This is a genomic window from Candidatus Vagococcus giribetii (assembly GCF_017316185.1).
In the GTDB taxonomy this organism is placed as follows: domain Bacteria; phylum Bacillota; class Bacilli; order Lactobacillales; family Vagococcaceae; genus Vagococcus; species Vagococcus giribetii.
In genome coordinates this window covers 26,483-43,226 of the sequence record NZ_JAFLVX010000035.1, presented here as the reverse complement: position 1 = coordinate 43,226, position 16,744 = coordinate 26,483, and the positions used below count along the sequence as shown (strand labels likewise).

The 16,744-nt window shown below is 34.2% G+C and carries 16 protein-coding genes; 2 read left to right on the top strand and 14 right to left on the bottom strand.

Features of this window, described 5'->3' with window-relative positions:
- Genes DOK76_RS11925 through DOK76_RS11905 form a run of 5 tightly spaced genes read right to left on the bottom strand, consistent with a single transcriptional unit; the run spans position 1 to position 5,634 of the window.
- Entirely contained in the window at positions 1 to 858 is an 858-nt protein-coding gene (locus DOK76_RS11925; RefSeq protein WP_206968134.1) for a formylglycine-generating enzyme family protein, read from the bottom strand.
- An 8-nt stretch (positions 859 to 866) separates the two neighbouring features.
- Complete coding sequence (locus tag DOK76_RS11920) at positions 867 to 1,643, bottom strand: sulfite exporter TauE/SafE family protein (protein ID WP_206968080.1); 777 nt, start codon at positions 1,641 to 1,643, stop codon at positions 867 to 869.
- A complete protein-coding gene (locus DOK76_RS11915) occupies positions 1,640 to 2,755 on the bottom strand; it encodes a radical SAM/SPASM domain-containing protein (RefSeq protein ID WP_206968078.1) in 1,116 nt (371 codons plus the stop codon). Before DOK76_RS11915 ends, DOK76_RS11920 begins: the two co-directional genes overlap by 4 nt.
- 7 nt (positions 2,756 to 2,762) lie before the next feature.
- Positions 2,763 to 4,238, bottom strand: a complete 1,476-nt coding sequence (locus DOK76_RS11910) for a sulfatase (protein WP_206968076.1) — start codon at positions 4,236 to 4,238, stop codon at positions 2,763 to 2,765.
- A 28-nt stretch (positions 4,239 to 4,266) separates the two neighbouring features.
- The gene (locus DOK76_RS11905; protein WP_206968074.1) at positions 4,267 to 5,634 is read right to left on the bottom strand and encodes a PTS transporter subunit EIIC; all 1,368 of its coding nucleotides are present in this window, start codon (positions 5,632 to 5,634) and stop codon (positions 4,267 to 4,269) included.
- A gap of 113 nt (positions 5,635 to 5,747) precedes the next feature.
- Between DOK76_RS11905 and DOK76_RS11900 the strand changes: the two genes are divergently transcribed.
- On the top strand, positions 5,748 to 6,482 hold the full coding sequence (locus tag DOK76_RS11900; protein WP_206968072.1) for a MurR/RpiR family transcriptional regulator: 735 nt from the start codon (positions 5,748 to 5,750) through the stop codon (positions 6,480 to 6,482).
- A gap of 24 nt (positions 6,483 to 6,506) precedes the next feature.
- Here the strand turns inward: DOK76_RS11900 and DOK76_RS11895 are convergent, their stop codons facing one another.
- Both DOK76_RS11895 and DOK76_RS11890 read right to left on the bottom strand, forming a co-directional pair.
- Positions 6,507 to 8,420, bottom strand: coding sequence for a beta-glucoside-specific PTS transporter subunit IIABC (locus DOK76_RS11895; RefSeq protein WP_206968070.1), 1,914 nt, complete (start codon positions 8,418 to 8,420; stop codon positions 6,507 to 6,509).
- 102 nt (positions 8,421 to 8,522) lie between these two features.
- Positions 8,523 to 9,341 (bottom strand): PRD domain-containing protein, encoded by an 819-nt coding sequence (locus tag DOK76_RS11890; RefSeq protein WP_206968068.1) that lies wholly within the window; start codon positions 9,339 to 9,341, stop codon positions 8,523 to 8,525.
- 235 nt (positions 9,342 to 9,576) lie between these two features.
- Between DOK76_RS11890 and DOK76_RS11885 the strand changes: the two genes are divergently transcribed.
- On the top strand, positions 9,577 to 10,272 hold the full coding sequence (locus DOK76_RS11885) for a hypothetical protein (RefSeq protein ID WP_206968066.1): 696 nt from the start codon (positions 9,577 to 9,579) through the stop codon (positions 10,270 to 10,272).
- A gap of 42 nt (positions 10,273 to 10,314) precedes the next feature.
- On the opposite strand, the gene DOK76_RS11880 is transcribed toward DOK76_RS11885, so the two are convergent.
- The 7 genes from DOK76_RS11880 to DOK76_RS11850 all read right to left on the bottom strand — a co-directional run bounded on the left by DOK76_RS11880 (position 10,315) and on the right by DOK76_RS11850 (position 16,737).
- A complete protein-coding gene (locus tag DOK76_RS11880; RefSeq protein WP_206968064.1) occupies positions 10,315 to 10,998 on the bottom strand; it encodes a metal-dependent hydrolase in 684 nt (227 codons plus the stop codon).
- A gap of 108 nt (positions 10,999 to 11,106) precedes the next feature.
- Positions 11,107 to 11,844, bottom strand: a complete 738-nt coding sequence (gene truA / locus DOK76_RS11875; RefSeq protein ID WP_206968062.1) for a tRNA pseudouridine(38-40) synthase TruA — start codon at positions 11,842 to 11,844, stop codon at positions 11,107 to 11,109.
- 97 nt (positions 11,845 to 11,941) lie between these two features.
- Positions 11,942 to 12,658: a YebC/PmpR family DNA-binding transcriptional regulator gene (locus DOK76_RS11870; RefSeq protein ID WP_206968060.1), complete on the bottom strand. Its 717-nt coding sequence runs from the start codon at positions 12,656 to 12,658 to the stop codon at positions 11,942 to 11,944.
- Positions 12,659 to 12,756: 98 nt separating this feature from the next.
- Positions 12,757 to 13,467 carry a 23S rRNA pseudouridine(2604) synthase RluF gene (gene rluF, locus DOK76_RS11865; protein WP_206968057.1) on the bottom strand — a complete coding sequence of 237 codons (711 nt, stop codon included), beginning with the start codon at positions 13,465 to 13,467 and terminating at the stop codon, positions 12,757 to 12,759.
- Positions 13,468 to 13,598: 131 nt separating this feature from the next.
- On the bottom strand, positions 13,599 to 14,537 hold the full coding sequence (locus DOK76_RS11860; protein ID WP_206968055.1) for a hexose kinase: 939 nt from the start codon (positions 14,535 to 14,537) through the stop codon (positions 13,599 to 13,601).
- A 13-nt stretch (positions 14,538 to 14,550) separates the two neighbouring features.
- Positions 14,551 to 15,543, bottom strand: coding sequence for a tagatose-bisphosphate aldolase (lacD, locus tag DOK76_RS11855; protein WP_206968053.1), 993 nt, complete (start codon positions 15,541 to 15,543; stop codon positions 14,551 to 14,553).
- A gap of 30 nt (positions 15,544 to 15,573) precedes the next feature.
- Entirely contained in the window at positions 15,574 to 16,737 is a 1,164-nt protein-coding gene (locus DOK76_RS11850; RefSeq protein WP_206968051.1) for an SIS domain-containing protein, read from the bottom strand.
- Positions 16,738 to 16,744: the final 7 nt, after the last annotated feature.

Below are 16,744 nucleotides of genomic sequence, written 5' to 3'. Positions count from 1 at the left end.
TCATAAACTACGTACCGTTCTAAATCCCATATTATTACTTGATGAATCACCTGTATTGCCATTTCTAGCAGCAATTCGGTATCTTTTACAGTAGGACTCGTGACATAAAAAAGAACCACCTCGAATTGCAAAAGAATCCTGACTTATTTGATTAAAATGCCTATTAAAATAAGTGCTATCTTTTGTCTGAAACTCATTTAAGTCAATCCCTTGAGGGTTCAGACACCATTCCCACACATTGCCAATCATTTGATAAATACCATAACCATTGGGCTCATAATAAGTTGCTGGTGCTGTACTAGCAAATCCATCATCTAAAGTATTGGTTAAAGGAAAGTCTCCTTGCCAAATATTACATTGATGGGTATTTTCGACTAAGAAGTTTTCTCCCCACGGGTACTTCTCATAAGAGGTTCCACCTTTTGCAGCCACTTCCCATTCAGCTTCTGTTGGAAGTCGTGTGCCTGACCACTCACAATAAGCAAGAGCATCATTTCTTGAAACATGAACAACTGGGTAAGCCATTCGCTCAAAAATGGTTGAATTATGTCCTTCTGGATGTCGCCAATTAGCTCCTTTAACTGCCAACCACCAATTTAACCCTGGCATCTCTGTTGCTCGTAATTTTTCTTCCATGGTCAAAAAATAATGAAAGACATAGGACCAACCAAATACTTCTGCTTCTGTTTGATAACCTGTTGCCTCAATGAATTCTTTAAAAGCTTCATTCGTTACAGTTGTCACATCTATTTCAAAAGCTTCTAATGCAATCTCAACTTGTGGCCCCTCTTTGTCAGAAGAAAAACCATCAGAACCATTCGTTCCTATTTTATAAATACCACTTGGAATTTTAACCATTTCAGACATTACCACACACTCCATCCGTTATAAAGATTAATTAATAACACCAATATAATCACAAATTGATACACCTGATTGACTGTTTTATCTGATACTTTCCCACTAATGTACGACCCTAAAAAACCACCTAAAATAGCTGCTGGAATAATGTAAAATAGCATACTCAAGTCATAGCGATTCATGTCACCTGTTAACACAATCGTACTTACTTTTGATAGTTGTGAGAAAAAAATAGTAATAATAGAATAGACTGTAGCTTGTTTAATCGGAATATTAAAAAGTAACATCAGAAGTGCCACATTGATTGGACCTCCACCAATACCTAGTAAGCTAGCTAGAAAGCCAAGTAATAAGCCTGCACCAATTTTTAAAAAGAGAGACTCAAATCTATAGTTTTGCCACCAATTTTTACTGTATAAAAAAGAAAAAATTAAGGTAACAACGGTCAAACCTATCTGAACCAACTGAACTTCTCGCCCACCAGGAAACAAAGATAACATGTTTTCAAATACCACATTACCTAATAATCCACCAATAACAGCTCCAACTGAGATTTGTATGGCAAATGGCCAGTTAACCTCAATTCCGTTTTTCAATTGTTTACTCGTTGACACCACTGACATAGTCAAAACAGCCACACTTGAGTAAAAAGAAATGGCTGCCACTGAGTGGACATGAATCAAATCAAATACAGGCTTAATAATAACGCCGCCACCCATTCCAGAAATAGCCCCAATAGAATTGGCAAAGACAATAACTAAAAAATAAATAATACCTATCATGAACCAACACTCCTTACAGCTTCTACTATATCAGGTAAACGACTTGTGTAAACCTCTAAAACTTCTTTAAAGCCACAGTAAGTATCTGTTTGATTCACATACATCGTATCTGCCATTCGCTTACAACCGCCACCACACAATTGGCTAAATGGGCAACTCATGCATTGTTTTTTTACCTGTCTTCCCTCACACATAAAAGTCATATTAATTGGCTGACTAAACAATTCTTTTAAAGATTGTTCGGTGATATTTCCTAGACAATAAGCATCTGTGACATAAAAATCACAAGGGTACACACTTCCGTCTCCCTCAATAACATACTGAGATTGGCACTTTCCATTTATCCCACAGGAGCTAACTTGACGATTTACTAATAAATGAAATAAATCATCAAACAATTTAATACTGATATAGTTCTTATTATGTAATTCATCTAACCATAGCTGATACATTTTTTGATAAAAATAAGCAAATAATTCTGGCGTTAAGGCATACGAATGCTCATGGGATTCTGAAAAAGAGTCTAAACAAGGAATAAACTGGATATACTGAATGTTTTCATCTTTTATAAAAGCCATGATTTTCTCAGGTTCTTTAGCAACTTGATTCGTTAACACTGTTAGTATGTTGTAAGTAATCCCGTACTCATCAAATAATTCCTTAGTTTTTTTGACTCGTTGATACGTCCCTCTTTGTTTCCAGTCAACTCGACCCTCATCATGGAAAATAGCTGGCCCATCCATAGATAAGCCAACTAAAAAATTATTTTCCTTAAATAAATCGCACCATTTTTCGTTAATAACCATCCCATTAGTTTGAATTCCGAAAGATACGTCAACTGCTTTTGGCTGACTTTTGATATAAGCAATTAACGATTGATAAAAGGATAAACCAGCCAAAGTAGGCTCCCCTCCTTGAAAGGTTAATTTTAGTTGATCCCCATCTTCTAAATCAACATATATCTGATCAATCATCTTCATCCCTACTTCTTTTGTCATTTTTCCATATGATTTAACTTCTCTAATAGAACTAATATCATTATAAAAACAATAACGACATTTGATATTACATAAAGAAGATGCAGGTTTTATTAAAACAGATATATGTTTCATTAATTTTCTATCCTTTCAAGCCTAATCGAATGAACTCACTTTCTGGAGCTTCGACTTCAGTCATTTTTTTGGTTAACTTCTTAACCATCATCGCTTCAATAGCTTCATCTTTTAATGGCGTGTTTTGTTTTGGATCATGCTTCATATCAAATAGTAAATGCCCCATTGAATAAGAATCAATATAAGTCATTGCATCTAACTCAATCACGGGATAACCATTTGTAAAACGATTTCCTGGAATTAATTTGATTGATTCTAACATTTTTCCTGGGAAGAACCCACGCATCATCGTCACTGCCAAGGTTTGTTGTGTAATCGGACCGTTGTCTTCATTAACTGAACCTCGCATATAAATATAATCTCCATCATAAATACAAACGTGGCCTCCATTGGTTCCAAAAATAATCGTTTCATGATTTAATTCATCTTCAATTAAATTAATTAATGACTTGCCATCTCGGTCAAACTCATCTTCTACTTCAAAGAAATCTAGTAAAGTAGAGGCAATATCAATCGTTTGTCCGATTCCCTCAACGGTTTGACCTTGTTTATTTTGGTAACTTGGTACATGCATAAAGAAAGGAATATGAATCACTTCTTGATACATAGGCGCAATATTCTTACCATACCATTCATGTTCACCAAGTAAAAAACCGTGGTCTGTATTAACAATAATTAACGTATCTTCCCACATATTATGTGCATCAAAGTAATCAATTAATCGACCTAAATGATAATCACACATAGAAATAAGAGCTGCATATTCTTTTCTCATATTGATTTGTTCTTCTTCAGAAACAGAATCATTTAATTGGTATTTAGGCCAATAAGGAACTTGTTCAACGGCAATAGAATCATAGAGTTCACGGTATTTTTCAGGAACATAAAAAGGTTCATGTGGATCAAAACATTCAATTTGTAAGAACCAGTCATCTTTATCTTGATGATTTTTTAAAAACGTTAAACCAGCATCAATCGTTTTTACACTTGAATAATCTTCTTCTTCTAATTGTTGCGTTCGATTCGCATAATGCTGAGTAACTGAAATACCTTCTTTATTTAATGGATTATGATTTGGGTTATCCATTGCCATGTGTCTGGGCATCCAACGATCACCTTCTTGGCCTCTAAACCCTTCCCAAGTTGAGTAACGATTATGATAAGTAGCTCCACCATCTTCAAAATAATGAGAATGATCTGTCACTAAATGACAGTAAATGCCTTTCTCTTGTAATCGTTCAAATACTGAATTATCAAAGCTCTCTAAAGGTCCCCAGCTCCTATGTAGAAAGTTATAGCGACCTGTTTGCAACTCTCTTCTAGCAGGCATACAAGGCATACTGCCACCGTAAAACTGATTAAATGTAATCATCTTACTTTGAAGTCTCTTAAAGTTTGGTGCATGAATCCACTCATTACCAAAGTTTGGTAAAAAATCTCGCGTTAACGTATCAAACATAATCATTACAGCACGTTTTGTCATTTATTAATCCCTCGTTTTCTTTACAATCTTATAATTCTTTATTTCTAACTTTAGCATATGTAACTGTCAATATAAAAGCAGAAATGACACCCACTGCATAACAGATCAAGTATTGAATATACTTACCATCCGCCATCAAAGGAATCGCTGACATTCCAGCAGCTCCAAAAGCCGATGATTTTATATCAAAGAATCTTACTAATGCTCCAGCAACCCCTGCTCCTAAAGAAGCTGTTATGAAACCAAAACCTGATGGAATTACTAAACCATACATAGTGGGTTCACCTACTGCTAAAAAAGTAGTTGGTAAACAACCCTTTGCTATTTCTTTTGTCTTTTGATTTTTGGTAAGTACTAAAATTGCAATTCCCGCTCCTAACAATCCAGCATTACTCATTATTTGAACTGGAAAGATTGGCGTTCCACCTGTGGAATTAATTAATTCCATATGAATCGGTGACAAGCCATGGTGCAATCCTGTCGCAATTAATGAAGGAAAAGCAGTTGCTAGCACAAATCCTCCAAAAATACCTGTGTTTTCTAATAAGTACATAATTCCACCAATTAACCAATCTGATAAGATACCTGCAATTGGCATAATTCCAAAAAGATAGATAGTCCCAGTAATAATTAAGTTGAATGTGGGAGTTAGTACAACATCTAATACATCAGGGACTATTTTTTTCAGAATAATTCCTACCTTACTCATTAGCCAAACGCCAAAGATCACACCGAACAAACCACCTTGACCAGGAGTCAATCCTAATATAGACAAGCTTGGAAGAGTAGTAACTGCTCCCAGCGCTGCCCCTAAAATTGGATCTGTTTTAAATTGTTTTGCTGCAGTCATTCCAACATAAATTGCTAAAAAAGCAAAAGTTGCATCACCTAGAATGCCCAATAAAGTACTTATTTTTAATAAGCCATCTTGTTGTAAAACCACTTGAAAAGGTGTTAACTTATCGGTTCCTGCAATCTGTTGCGTCATTGCAGTCACTTTAGCATTACTAATCAAAATATTATTAATTCCCTGTAAGAATCCCGATGCGATAATTGCTGGAATCAATGGAACAAAAATATTAGATAACATTTTTAAAAAATTTTTCTTACCTTTTTCTTCTTCTTCACTTTCATTATCATCAAGTTTACCTAATAAACTATTAATAGACTCCTGCACTTTTACACTTTTGCCAGGACCAACAATAATTTGAAAGGTATCCGCAACATTTACTCCTAAGACTCCGTCAAGTTGTTCAATTTTTTCCTTATTAACCTTTTCCTCATCAACATAAGTAATTCGAACTCGTGTCATACAGTTCTTGACTGACTTAAAATTACTCTTTCCTCCTGATAAAGTAATAATCTTTTCCCCTAAAATATCATAATCATTTTTCATTACTCATTCCTCCTTCATTGTTTTAACTAATAGCATAGACTATTTGTTGAGTTTAGTAACAATTAAATCTATAATTAGACCAAAGTACTAATTAATCGGAACGAGGTATCATAATGATTTCTTTAAAAAATATTATTAATAGCCATCAATCCACTTTAACAAAATCTGAATTAGTTATCTGTGATTACCTTCTTGAAAATAGCGAATTAATCAAAAATATGACTCTTTTAGAATTATCTCAAAAAACGTATTCTTCAAAAACTAACGTTCTACGACTTCTTAAAAAAATTGGTTTTTCTGGATTTATAGATTTTAAGTACTATCTACTAGCTCAAGATACAGAAAGTGATTCTATCCCTTTTCTTAATTTGATTAATAAAAAGATAGCAGCCATTGATATTGATTCAATTTCTGTTAAATTAAATCATTTAGTCAATGAGTCAAATAATATTTTTTTGTTTGGCACTGGTCAAGATCAACAGATACAAGCAAAAAACTTAAAAAATTATTTGTTAAAATCAGGAATCATTTCAACCTTTATTCCTTTAAATATCAATGCAGAACTAACTAATACAGTACTCTCTTCCCTTACTTCAGATGATTTGATTATCGTTTTTTCTAGTAAGGGAGACAATGATCTATTAAAAAAATACTTTAAAGATCTCAATCGACACAACACGCAATTGGTCTCATTTACTACTTTTAAAGATGGATGGATACAAAAACAATCTGAACTATCTATTTCTTTAGGTATTGAACAATTTCAAGATCCTATACTAACCTATCAATCTGGAATGATGCATCTTTTATTAAATATAATCTCGACAAAAATACAGATAAATTCGTGACCTAAACAGGCCACGAATTTTTAGTTAAAAAATAATTCTCAAAAGTGTGGATTCTGCTGTCACCTTATCATCAGATGTTTCAATCACATCTAAAAATTCAGCAGAATTAGTAATAACCACTGGTGTTTCAATTGAGTAACCTAGCTCTATAATTTTATCTTTGTCAAAAGCAATTAGCTTATCACCTTTTTTCACCACATCACCTTGTTCAACAAATGATTCAAAACACTCACCATTTAGATTAACTGTATCCATACCAACATGAATTAACATCTCAACCCCATCATTAAACGTTAATCCTACTGCATGTTTCGTTGGGAAAAGTGTTGTTACAGTGCCATCTTCAGGAGAAATTATCAGTCCCTGACTTGGAATAACTGCAACACCTTTACCTAATAATTCAGCTGAAAAAGCTTTATCTTTTACGTCTGACAAAGGCAATACTTTTCCTACAATAGGGGAAGCAATTGCTTTTTCTTTTATATTTCTATCCACTGACTTATTTGAATCTTCTTCTTTTTCTTTTACTGGATCCATACTATTTGAGTAACCTACTGTTAAAGCTAAGATTAAACCAATGACGAATGCACTTGCAATGGCAATTAAGAAACCATAGAAGCCTTTGTCCATTCCTGTTTCAGGATTAATGTAATTAGGAATTCCAAAAATCCCCATGCCTCCCATAATAAAACCTTTTGTGCCTGAAAGACCCATGATTAAACCACCAACAGATGCCGCCACAAGAGTTGCATAAAAAGGCTTTTTACGTGGCAATGTAATCCCGTAAATAGACGGTTCAGAAACACCAAATAAACTTGAAATAAACGAAGGAACTGCTAAACTTTTAACATCTTTATTTTTTGTCTTAAGCATAATACCTAACACAACACCAGCTGTTGCAAAAGGTGTTGCCATACCTAATACAAGAATTGGATCAAATCCCATAACAGCCATGTTATTAATACCAATTGGAATAACCCCCCAATGAAGGCCAAACATAACCATTACTTGCCATAAACCACCAATAACAAGACCTGCAATAACTGGACTTAAATTATATAGTCCTAACGTCATTGCACCTAGTAAGTTACCAAACCAAGTTGCAATTGGTCCAATGACTAAAAATGTCAAAGGAACAACAATCAAAATAGTAAATAAGGGCACTAAGAATGTTTTAACAAGAGAAGGAATAATTTTATCTACTTGTTTATAGACTTTTGAAGCAAAGTATACTGCAATAATAATTGGAATCACACTTGAACCGTAATTCATCATAATTACTGGTAAACCTAAAAAGGTCACATACACAGGAGACTCAATAATAGTTCCTTGGAACAGTGTATATAAAGGCTCTGCCCCTGGTACTAGAATCCCTGATACGATTGGGTGAACGAGAGAAGCACCAATAACCATCCCAATAAACGGTGGTAGTTTAAATTTCTTAGCTGCTGTGTAACCTAGGAAAATTGGGAAGAAGTACATCAAACTATCCCCAGCTGCTTGTAAAATCTTATACGTTCCAGATGTCATTGAAATCCAACCAAAAGCAACAAACATCGCATTAAGACCTTTAATCATCCCTGTTGCTGCTAAAATCCCTAAAACAGGTGTAAAGATACTTGAAATAACATCAATAAATTTATTAAAAACACCTTTTACTTCTGAGCCATTATCCTGATTACTTAAATCACCTAAATTAGCAATGGTTAGTAATTCATTAAACACTTCTGGCACATGATTACCAATAACAACTTGGAATTGTCCACCGCTTTTAACAACTGTGATAACTCCAGTAATACTTTCAACAAATTCTTTATCTGCTTTTGACTCATCTTTTAGATTAAACCTAAGCCTTGTTACACAATGCTTAACATCTCCAATGTTCTCTTTTCCACCAATTCCTTTTAATATCTCTTCAATTAATTCCTGATACTTCATCTTTCAAACCTCTTTTCTTATTTTTATATATAAAAAAGGCAAGACTAAACAAGATAAAAAATCTTGCTTGGTCTTGCCTGCCTTACCAGTAACAATCCAGTATTAATTATTTTCTATTAATTTTTGAATGTGTAAACATAAATACAACTGTTCATCTTCATTCATTTTGACTTTCAGATATTCTTCTATCAATAAAACCGTTCCGAAAGATTGTGGGTACCGTGTCTTTACTTCTTTATACAATGGATTAGATTGATTTTGATCGCTTCTTGAATCCATTCGCTTAAAAAAGAATCTCAAATGCGTGACGAAACGATCATACGAAATGGACTCACTATCAAGTTCTATCTTATTATGGATTCGAACAAGTGTTAAAATATCTTTAATTTTCTCAGATACTTCCTGACTTCTTTGACCATTGGCCATTTGAGCATTGATAAAATGAAGGGCAATATTTCCTACTTCAAATTCATTCATAACCACACCAGTTTGTTCATTGATTAAATCAACTGCACGCTTACTTATATTAAACTCTCTAGGATATAATTTTTTTACTTCCCATGATAATTCTGTTCCTGTCGAGAGTCCTTTTTTATTCAAATAAACGGCATTGGAGATGTGGTCTGCCAAAGAAAGATAGATAGCATTTGACAAGGGATTCACCAATTGTTCTTTTGCCATATCAACAATATCAACTGTCAATTTTAAATAATCAGTAGATATATTTTCTAAATAACGACTAATTTCTTCCACTTTTTGAGTTTGATCCACAACAAATCGCTTCTCAATTTTTTCTGACTTCACTCGATCTCCAACTTTTTTTTGAAAGCCAATACCAGAACCTATCCAAACACAATCAAGCCCACTTGATTCAACAACTAAAATCGCATTATTATTCAAAATCTTTTTTATTTTATCCATCATTAGACTCCTTTGAAAAATAAAAGACCTCAACAAACAAGCCTAGCTGTCTGTTAAGGTCTAGCCCAAAATTAATCGGTAACTCCCTTGATATTGTTAATAAAAATATAACACAGTCAAAATTGAAATGCAAACGGATTCAACAACTTTTTCTATTAATTTATAACACAAAACAACCGATAACATACATATAAATCTTTTTATTCATATTTGTTACACTTTTAGGAGGCTAACTATGAAAAAAACTGATGTTGCAGCTGCTCTTGTTTTAACGCTAACTGTAGGTGGTGTTTCAACGTCTCACGCCTATAGTAAAAGAGAGCGTAGGACTCAACCAAATGTTACCATTACCTATCAACAACCTAGAAAAAGAAACGAAGTAGAACAAAAAGAAACACCGAGAACTAAAGATCTCGCAGAGGATACAAACCAATCAGCTAGTAATGATCAACACAAACAATCAGCAACTAAGCACAATGAAGCTAATATCATTTCTATTGCCGAACCTATTGTTGAGACAAATGAACAGCTAAATGATGACGCTATCAAAGAAGAAATTACTGACTATTATGAAGAAGAACCAGTTACAGTAAATGATTTTAGTTATCTAGGCTATCATTATGATTTGGACGTCTTTAGTGGCACAGACTTTGTTCCTAGTGAAACAAATTGTGTGTACCAGTGGACTAATTTCCCTAGTCACTATTTAATCGAGAAGAATAGTCCTCCAGGTCGTACCATTTCAAATTTGAGAATTGGAAGCGAAGTTATTATTAAAGGTTATTCCTTCTTTGTTTACGACATTGTTTATAATCAAGGAAATGACCAAGAAGCCTTAGATATGGTTTGGTTCTCTGATGCTTCTGTCACAATGCAGGTTTGTACAACAGATGCCGGTGATTCACCTCTTAACATCTATTTCCTTAAATAAAATTACCCTAATTCTCACATGCTACTGAGAATTAGGGTTTTCTTAAAGGGTAAGACTATCGCCAGTAGCCATTATTAAACCTCTGTCTTTTTTTAGTAACTCAATAAAATCTTCTGGATGTTGTTTGATAACAGGAAACGTATTGTAATGAATCGGTACTGATAATTTAGGTTGTATGAAGAAACTAGCTTTAGCTGCATCTTTAGGTCCCATAGTGAAATTATCTCCGATTGGAAGAAAAGCTAGATCAATGTCGATTTCCTCTTTAATAAGAGACATATCACTAAATAGAGCTGTATCTCCAGCATGATAAATATGTTTACCCTCAATGGATAACACAAAACCAGCTGGATTTCCCATATAAATCATCTCTTCACCTAACTCAAAACCTGAGCTATGTTGAGCGTAAACCATTTTAACTGTCCCAAATGGAAACGTAAAACTTCCACCAATGTTCATTCCATGAGTTTTCTTAACGCCATTTTTCTCAGCATAATGCACAATTTCAGGACAAGCAATAACAGTAGCATTGTTTGCCTTAGCAATCTCTATTGTGTCTCCCAAGTGATCATTGTGACCATGAGTAACCAAAATATAATCCACTGACACATCTTCTACCTTTAAATCACACAGTTCATTTCCTGAAATAAAGGGGTCAATTATCAATTTTGTTCCTGAGTTTGTTTCAATAACAACAACTGAGTGACCATGATAACTTACTTTCATTCTGATACCTCCTAATTTATCTTCTTTATTAATTGTACCTTTATTTTACCTCTTGTACAAAAAAAAAATCAACTTCAAACAAAATTGTTCAAAATTGATTTTTTTGATTTAATAAACGACTTCTTCTAAAAATAGACCATGAGATGGTGCTGTTGGTCCAGCATCTATACGTTTTTTACTTGTTAGAGCTTTTTCAACTACAGATACATCCAATTCACCAGAACCAATTTGTAATAATGTTCCCATCAAAATGCGAACCATGTTATATAAAAAGCCATCGCCAACGAATTTAAAGCGAATCAAATGACCTTCTTGAGTAATTTCTACTTCTTTTAAGGTTCTTTCAGTTGATTTTTTGCTTTTCTTTAAAGCTGAGAAAGCTAAGAAATCATGAGTCCCTACCATTTTTTCACTGGCTTCTTGCATTTTTTCTAAATCAAGGTCATCAAAGTATTGAAAACTATGCATCCCATTGAACACTGAAGGAATTGAGCTATTCCATACGTAGTAACTATATGTTTTTTCTTTTGCATTGTATCTTGAATGAAATCTTTCAGGTACTTCTTCAATCGCATTCACTACAATATCATTAGGTAAATAACGATTTAAATAGTCGATCATTTCATCTAGAGGCATTAGACTTTCTGTTTTAAAATTCGCCACTTGACCTTTCGCATGAGCACCTGAGTCTGTTCGACCTGATCCAATAATTTCGATTTTCTCTTCGGTCATAATACCAATAACTTTTTCAATTTTTCCTTGAACTGTTTTTTCTGAATCACCCAAACGTTGCCACCCTAAATAGCGTCTGCCATCGTATTCAATTGTTAACTTAATATTTCGCATTTTTTTCGTCCTTTTTTCTATGACTTTGGTTCATTGTATCAAGTTTCTATGTAACTCACAAACAAAAAAACTGACTCGATTTGAGTCAGTCATTTTACTAGTCTAAATCCACGTTGTGATACACATCTTGCACGTCTTCTAAGTCTTCTAAAACGGCAACTAATTTATTGAATTTTTCTAAATCTTCGCCCTCTAACGTCACATCACTTTGAGGTAACATTTGAATTTCTGTAATGGCAAATTCTTCAATACCTTTTTCTTTTAACGCCACTTGAATTAAATGGAAATCTGTTCCTTCACCGTAAACAATAACTTGACCATTTTCTTCAAATACATCTTTTACTTCAATATCTTTTTCAAGTAAGTATTCAAAAATATCATCAGCATCTTGGCCTTCTAAACCAAAAATAGCTGTGTTGTCAAACATGTAAGCTACTGCTCCTGAAACACCCATGTTTCCACCGTTTTTACCAAATGCACTACGAACTTCCGCTACTGTACGATTAACATTGTTTGTTAACGTATCTACAATAACCATTGAGCCATTAGGTCCAAAACCTTCATATCTAAGTTCTAAGAAGTTCTCATCTCCAGAACCTTTCGCTTTTTCAATCGCGCGATCAATAATATGTCTTGGGACATTATAAGTTTTAGCACGATCGATTACAAAACGTAATTTTTGGTTTGTTTCCGGGTCTGGATCACCTGATTTAGCTGCTGCATAGATTTCAATACCAAATTTTGCATAAATTTTACTGTTATTAGCATCTTTGGCTGTTTTCTTTTCGACGATATTTGCCCATTTACGTCCCATAATTTCACTTCGCTTTCATTGTCTTTAACTTATTTATCTCATTTTTCCTTATTCATTATACTTCTAAGCCTTTAATTATCAAAGCTTTTTTTATTTTTTTACCATTCTTTTTCTTCATAATCCAATGAATCAAATAATTTAGCTTTTTCTTTCTTGCTTAAATAACGCCACTGTCCCATTGGTAAGTTACCTAATTCAACGTTCATGATTCTTAATCGTTGTAAACGATAGACATTATAACCTAATTCCTCACACATACGACGAATTTGGCGATTTAGTCCTTGTGTCAAAATAATATTAAAATCAAATTTTGATAATTGCTCTACTTGGCAAGGAAGTGTTGTCGTTCCTAAAATCTTAACACCTTCAGACATCTGTTTGAGAAATTCTGGTGTGATTGGTTTATCTACAGATACCACATATTCTTTCTCATGTTCTCCTTCTGAGCGAAGAATCTCATTCACAATATCTCCATCATTGGTTAATAAAATTAATCCTTCAGAATCCTTATCTAAACGACCAATATGAAAAATTCGTGACGGATAGTTCACTAAATCAACAATATTACCTTTGACATTTTTTTCAGTCGTACTTGTAATTCCTACAGGCTTATTCAAAGCAATATAAACATTACTTCTAGGGGCAATAAATAGTTGATTACCATCAACCTTTACTTCATCTCCTGGCTCTACTTGACTGCCTACTTTGGCTCTCTTACCATTAACAAATACACGGCCTTCTTCAATCAACTTATCTGCTCCACGTCTTGATGCCTTGCCTGACTCACTAATAAATTTATTTAAACGCATTTAAACACTTCCTCTACTTTAAAAGTTCTTATCCTTCCTAACTATACTGGATAATAGCTTTAATTCAAAGGTTAAATGCAAAAGAAAAGAGTAAAACCTAAAAGTTCTTACTCTTTTCTCACAACTCTCAATTAGTCAACAATTGTCACATCAATTTGCTTGAATATTTCTTCAAATTTATCAGGATTCACATAGCCAGTTTGAGATTCCATTGCATTTAAAATACCTAAAGCCATAGCTGTTTTCAATGTTTCTTCAATAGCTAATCCTTTTTTTATGGCAATCCCTAAACCTGCTACAGTCGAGTCACCACTTCCCACTGGGTTTAAAACCGCTACTTTAGGAATACTTACTCGGTAAAACGCTTCTTGATACTTGGCAAATGCACCATCTTTCCCTAGAGAAACAAGGATAAGGGGAATGCCGCAGAATAACTCTTGAGACAATACTTGCTTCAGATCCTCTTCTTCTAAAGTAACTTCTTGATTCAACAAACTAGAAAGTTCTTCTAAATTTGGTTTAATCCCATACGGTTTTACTGAACTCTTCAAGCAAGCCTCTAAACTCTCTCCTGACGTATCAAGAATCACTTTAACTGGTAATTTCTCTACTTTTTCTAATAAGTCCGCGTAAAAATTAACTGGCGCACCTTTTGGTAAACTCCCTGAAATGGTAATTACATCAACTTGTTGAGCTTCTTCTAAAAGCAAGTTTTCAAAACGTATCAGCTCTTCTTGTGAGACTGTAGGACCAGCCTCTAAAATTTCTGTTTGCTTACCACCATCGTGTAACACAGCAATACAATTTCTCGTATCGCCTTTAATAGGTGAAAAAGCATGAGTAATATCGTTCTGATTAAGCTCTTCTTTTATAAAAGTACCCAAAACGCCTCCTAAAAGACCAGTAGCCTTCACGGGCTCACCCATTTGATGTATCACTCGTGTCACATTTAATCCTTTACCTCCAGCAGTTTTTCTAACATTTTGGCATCGATTCACTTGATCCATGGCAAAAGTAGGCAAAGCATAAGACATGTCTACTGAAGGATTCATCGTAACTGTTAGTATCAAATCTGACACCCTCTTAATTAAATTTTTTGTGCCAAGATGAAGCTGTCTCTGATAAAGCGTGGTTTAAGTCGTCCATATTTTTCTTACCAACTGTACGTAACCATTGACGAGTCGCTTCTTCACCTTCTTTAACGAAGACGCTCACGCCATCTTTCCAAGTGGCACGACCACATAAAACCCCATTAAAAGTAGAACCCGCTTCTTTAGCAAAATACAACGTATCTTGGAATAACTTAGCGCTAACACCTGCACTCAAGAAGATAAACGGTAAATCAGTTTTCTCACTTTGGTCTTTAAAATGAGCCATTGCTTCTTCTTTTGTATAAACTACGTCCTCATCAGAAGCAGCGAAGCCTTCTACAAAATTCATATTAACAGGTACTTCCATTTTCAGTACATCCACATGGTAACGTTCTTTAGAAAACTCAACCATCATATCGTTCACTTTATGAGGTTTCACTTTTGCAAATTCTTTACTACCATTATCAGCATTTGTCGCGTCATAAGATAATAACTCTAAGTAAAATGGAATATCTTCAGCCATACATTCTGAACCAATTCGCTCAACAAAAGCATGTTTACGCTCATTGATTTCAGCAGACTCATCTACATCGTAATAAAGTAAAAATTTCACTGCATCTGCTCCGTCTTCTTTCAAACGAAGAGCTGAATAATCATGAATCAAATCAGGGAAACGACCCGCTTCTGTGGCATCATAACCAGTTTGTTCATAAGCAAGTAATAAACCAGCTTCTGGGCTTTTTACTTTTGAAGCAGGTAATCCGTATTCAGGATCTAATAAAATAGACGAAGAATAAGGTGTTAGCTCCTCTGAAACAAGTTTTTTAAAGTCAACAATCGCTTGTTCAGTATCTCCTTCAAAGCCTTCTGCAGCTAACATTTTTCTTAAAGCCCCACGTTGGTCAATGGCAAGAGCTGCGATAACACCGTCTTTAGTTGATAATTGATTCATGTAGTTTAGTTTGCTTGTGCTTAATTTTTTCATTAGATAAGTCCTCTCTTTTATCAAAATTAGTTATGGTAATTCGTGAACAGTAACACCTTGTACAACGCGATTGACTGTTCCCGTTGGAGAAGGTGTGTCTGGCTTGTTACCTACTTTTATTGCTGTTAGTAAAGAAATAATTTGACCGACCATCACAAAAGGTAACGCTAAGAAACCATCAGGTAAAACGATTGAATTACTTAAAACAAGTTGCTCTCCTGAATAAGTAGAGTCATTTTGTAAGACTCCTACTGCTTTAATCGCAATGTCATTTATTTTAATTTCTTCTAAGATATCAACATCATACTGTTTAGTGTACTCATCGTTACTAATAAAACCAAAGACTAATGTTTTTGAATCAACAAAAGATTTCGGTCCATGTCTAAATCCTAATGAAGAATCAAAGACTGTTGTAATTTTACCAGCTGTTAGCTCTAATAATTTTAATTGCGCTTCTCTTGTAAGACCAGATAAACTACCTGATCCTAAATAAACCACACGATCAAAATCATTCTCTAATAAACTAGCAATCTGATCTTCTAACTCAATTGCTTGACGTCCTAAATCAACCATACTTGAAACTAGTTCATCATGATTTTTATTCACTGTATCAAAGGCTAATAAACCTGTTAGTGTCATACAAGAAAAACTACCTGTCATAGCAAATCCTTGATCATTTGATCTTTCTGGCATAAGAACAACATAGGATTGGTCGTCCCCTGTCGCATTAACAGCAAGTTTCCCTTCAGCTGCACAAGTGATAATTAAATGCTGAACGTTGTTGATGATTTTATCTGCCAACTCAATCGTTGCAACACTCTCAGGGCTATTGCCACTTCTTGCAAAAGAAACTAAAAGAGTTGGTTCGTCTTCTTTAAAATAGCTATAAGGTGATGATAAAATATCAGTTGTAGGAATCGCCTCAAATTGATATTTTTGAGTATTGCCATATCTAATGAGATGAGGTCTAAGAACATCTCCTACATAAGCAGAAGTTCCTGCACCTGTAAAAATTACTCGTGTTTTCCCTTTTCCAGATACGTCATCTAACTGCTTTAAAAAGGCCATTAATTTGTCTTCATTTGCTTTAAAAATAGCTAATGTTTCTTGCCATAATTCAGGTTGTTGCGTGATTTCTTTCGTTGTAATGTGTGCATGTAATTCTTTTAATTCATTTTCTGTCCAATTTAACATGTATTAA

Coding starts and splice junctions, on each gene's coding strand:
- DOK76_RS11915 (WP_206968078.1), bottom strand. CDS start 2,755: ATGAAACATATATCTGTTTTAATAAAACCTGCATCTTCTTTATGTAAT.
- DOK76_RS11850 (WP_206968051.1), bottom strand. CDS start 16,737: ATGTTAAATTGGACAGAAAATGAATTAAAAGAATTACATGCACACATT.
- DOK76_RS11920 (WP_206968080.1), bottom strand. CDS start 1,643: ATGATAGGTATTATTTATTTTTTAGTTATTGTCTTTGCCAATTCTATT.
- DOK76_RS11905 (WP_206968074.1), bottom strand. CDS start 5,634: ATGAAAAATGATTATGATATTTTAGGGGAAAAGATTATTACTTTATCA.
- DOK76_RS11870 (WP_206968060.1), bottom strand. CDS start 12,658: ATGGGACGTAAATGGGCAAATATCGTCGAAAAGAAAACAGCCAAAGAT.
- DOK76_RS11885 (WP_206968066.1), top strand. CDS start 9,577: ATGAAAAAAACTGATGTTGCAGCTGCTCTTGTTTTAACGCTAACTGTA.
- truA (WP_206968062.1), bottom strand. CDS start 11,844: ATGCGAAATATTAAGTTAACAATTGAATACGATGGCAGACGCTATTTA.
- DOK76_RS11900 (WP_206968072.1), top strand. CDS start 5,748: ATGATTTCTTTAAAAAATATTATTAATAGCCATCAATCCACTTTAACA.
- DOK76_RS11895 (WP_206968070.1), bottom strand. CDS start 8,420: ATGAAGTATCAGGAATTAATTGAAGAGATATTAAAAGGAATTGGTGGA.
- DOK76_RS11890 (WP_206968068.1), bottom strand. CDS start 9,341: ATGGATAAAATAAAAAAGATTTTGAATAATAATGCGATTTTAGTTGTT.
- DOK76_RS11880 (WP_206968064.1), bottom strand. CDS start 10,998: ATGAAAGTAAGTTATCATGGTCACTCAGTTGTTGTTATTGAAACAAAC.
- DOK76_RS11910 (WP_206968076.1), bottom strand. CDS start 4,238: ATGACAAAACGTGCTGTAATGATTATGTTTGATACGTTAACGCGAGAT.
- lacD (WP_206968053.1), bottom strand. CDS start 15,543: ATGAAAAAATTAAGCACAAGCAAACTAAACTACATGAATCAATTATCA.
- DOK76_RS11925 (WP_206968134.1), bottom strand. CDS start 858: ATGGTTAAAATTCCAAGTGGTATTTATAAAATAGGAACGAATGGTTCT.
- rluF (WP_206968057.1), bottom strand. CDS start 13,467: ATGCGTTTAAATAAATTTATTAGTGAGTCAGGCAAGGCATCAAGACGT.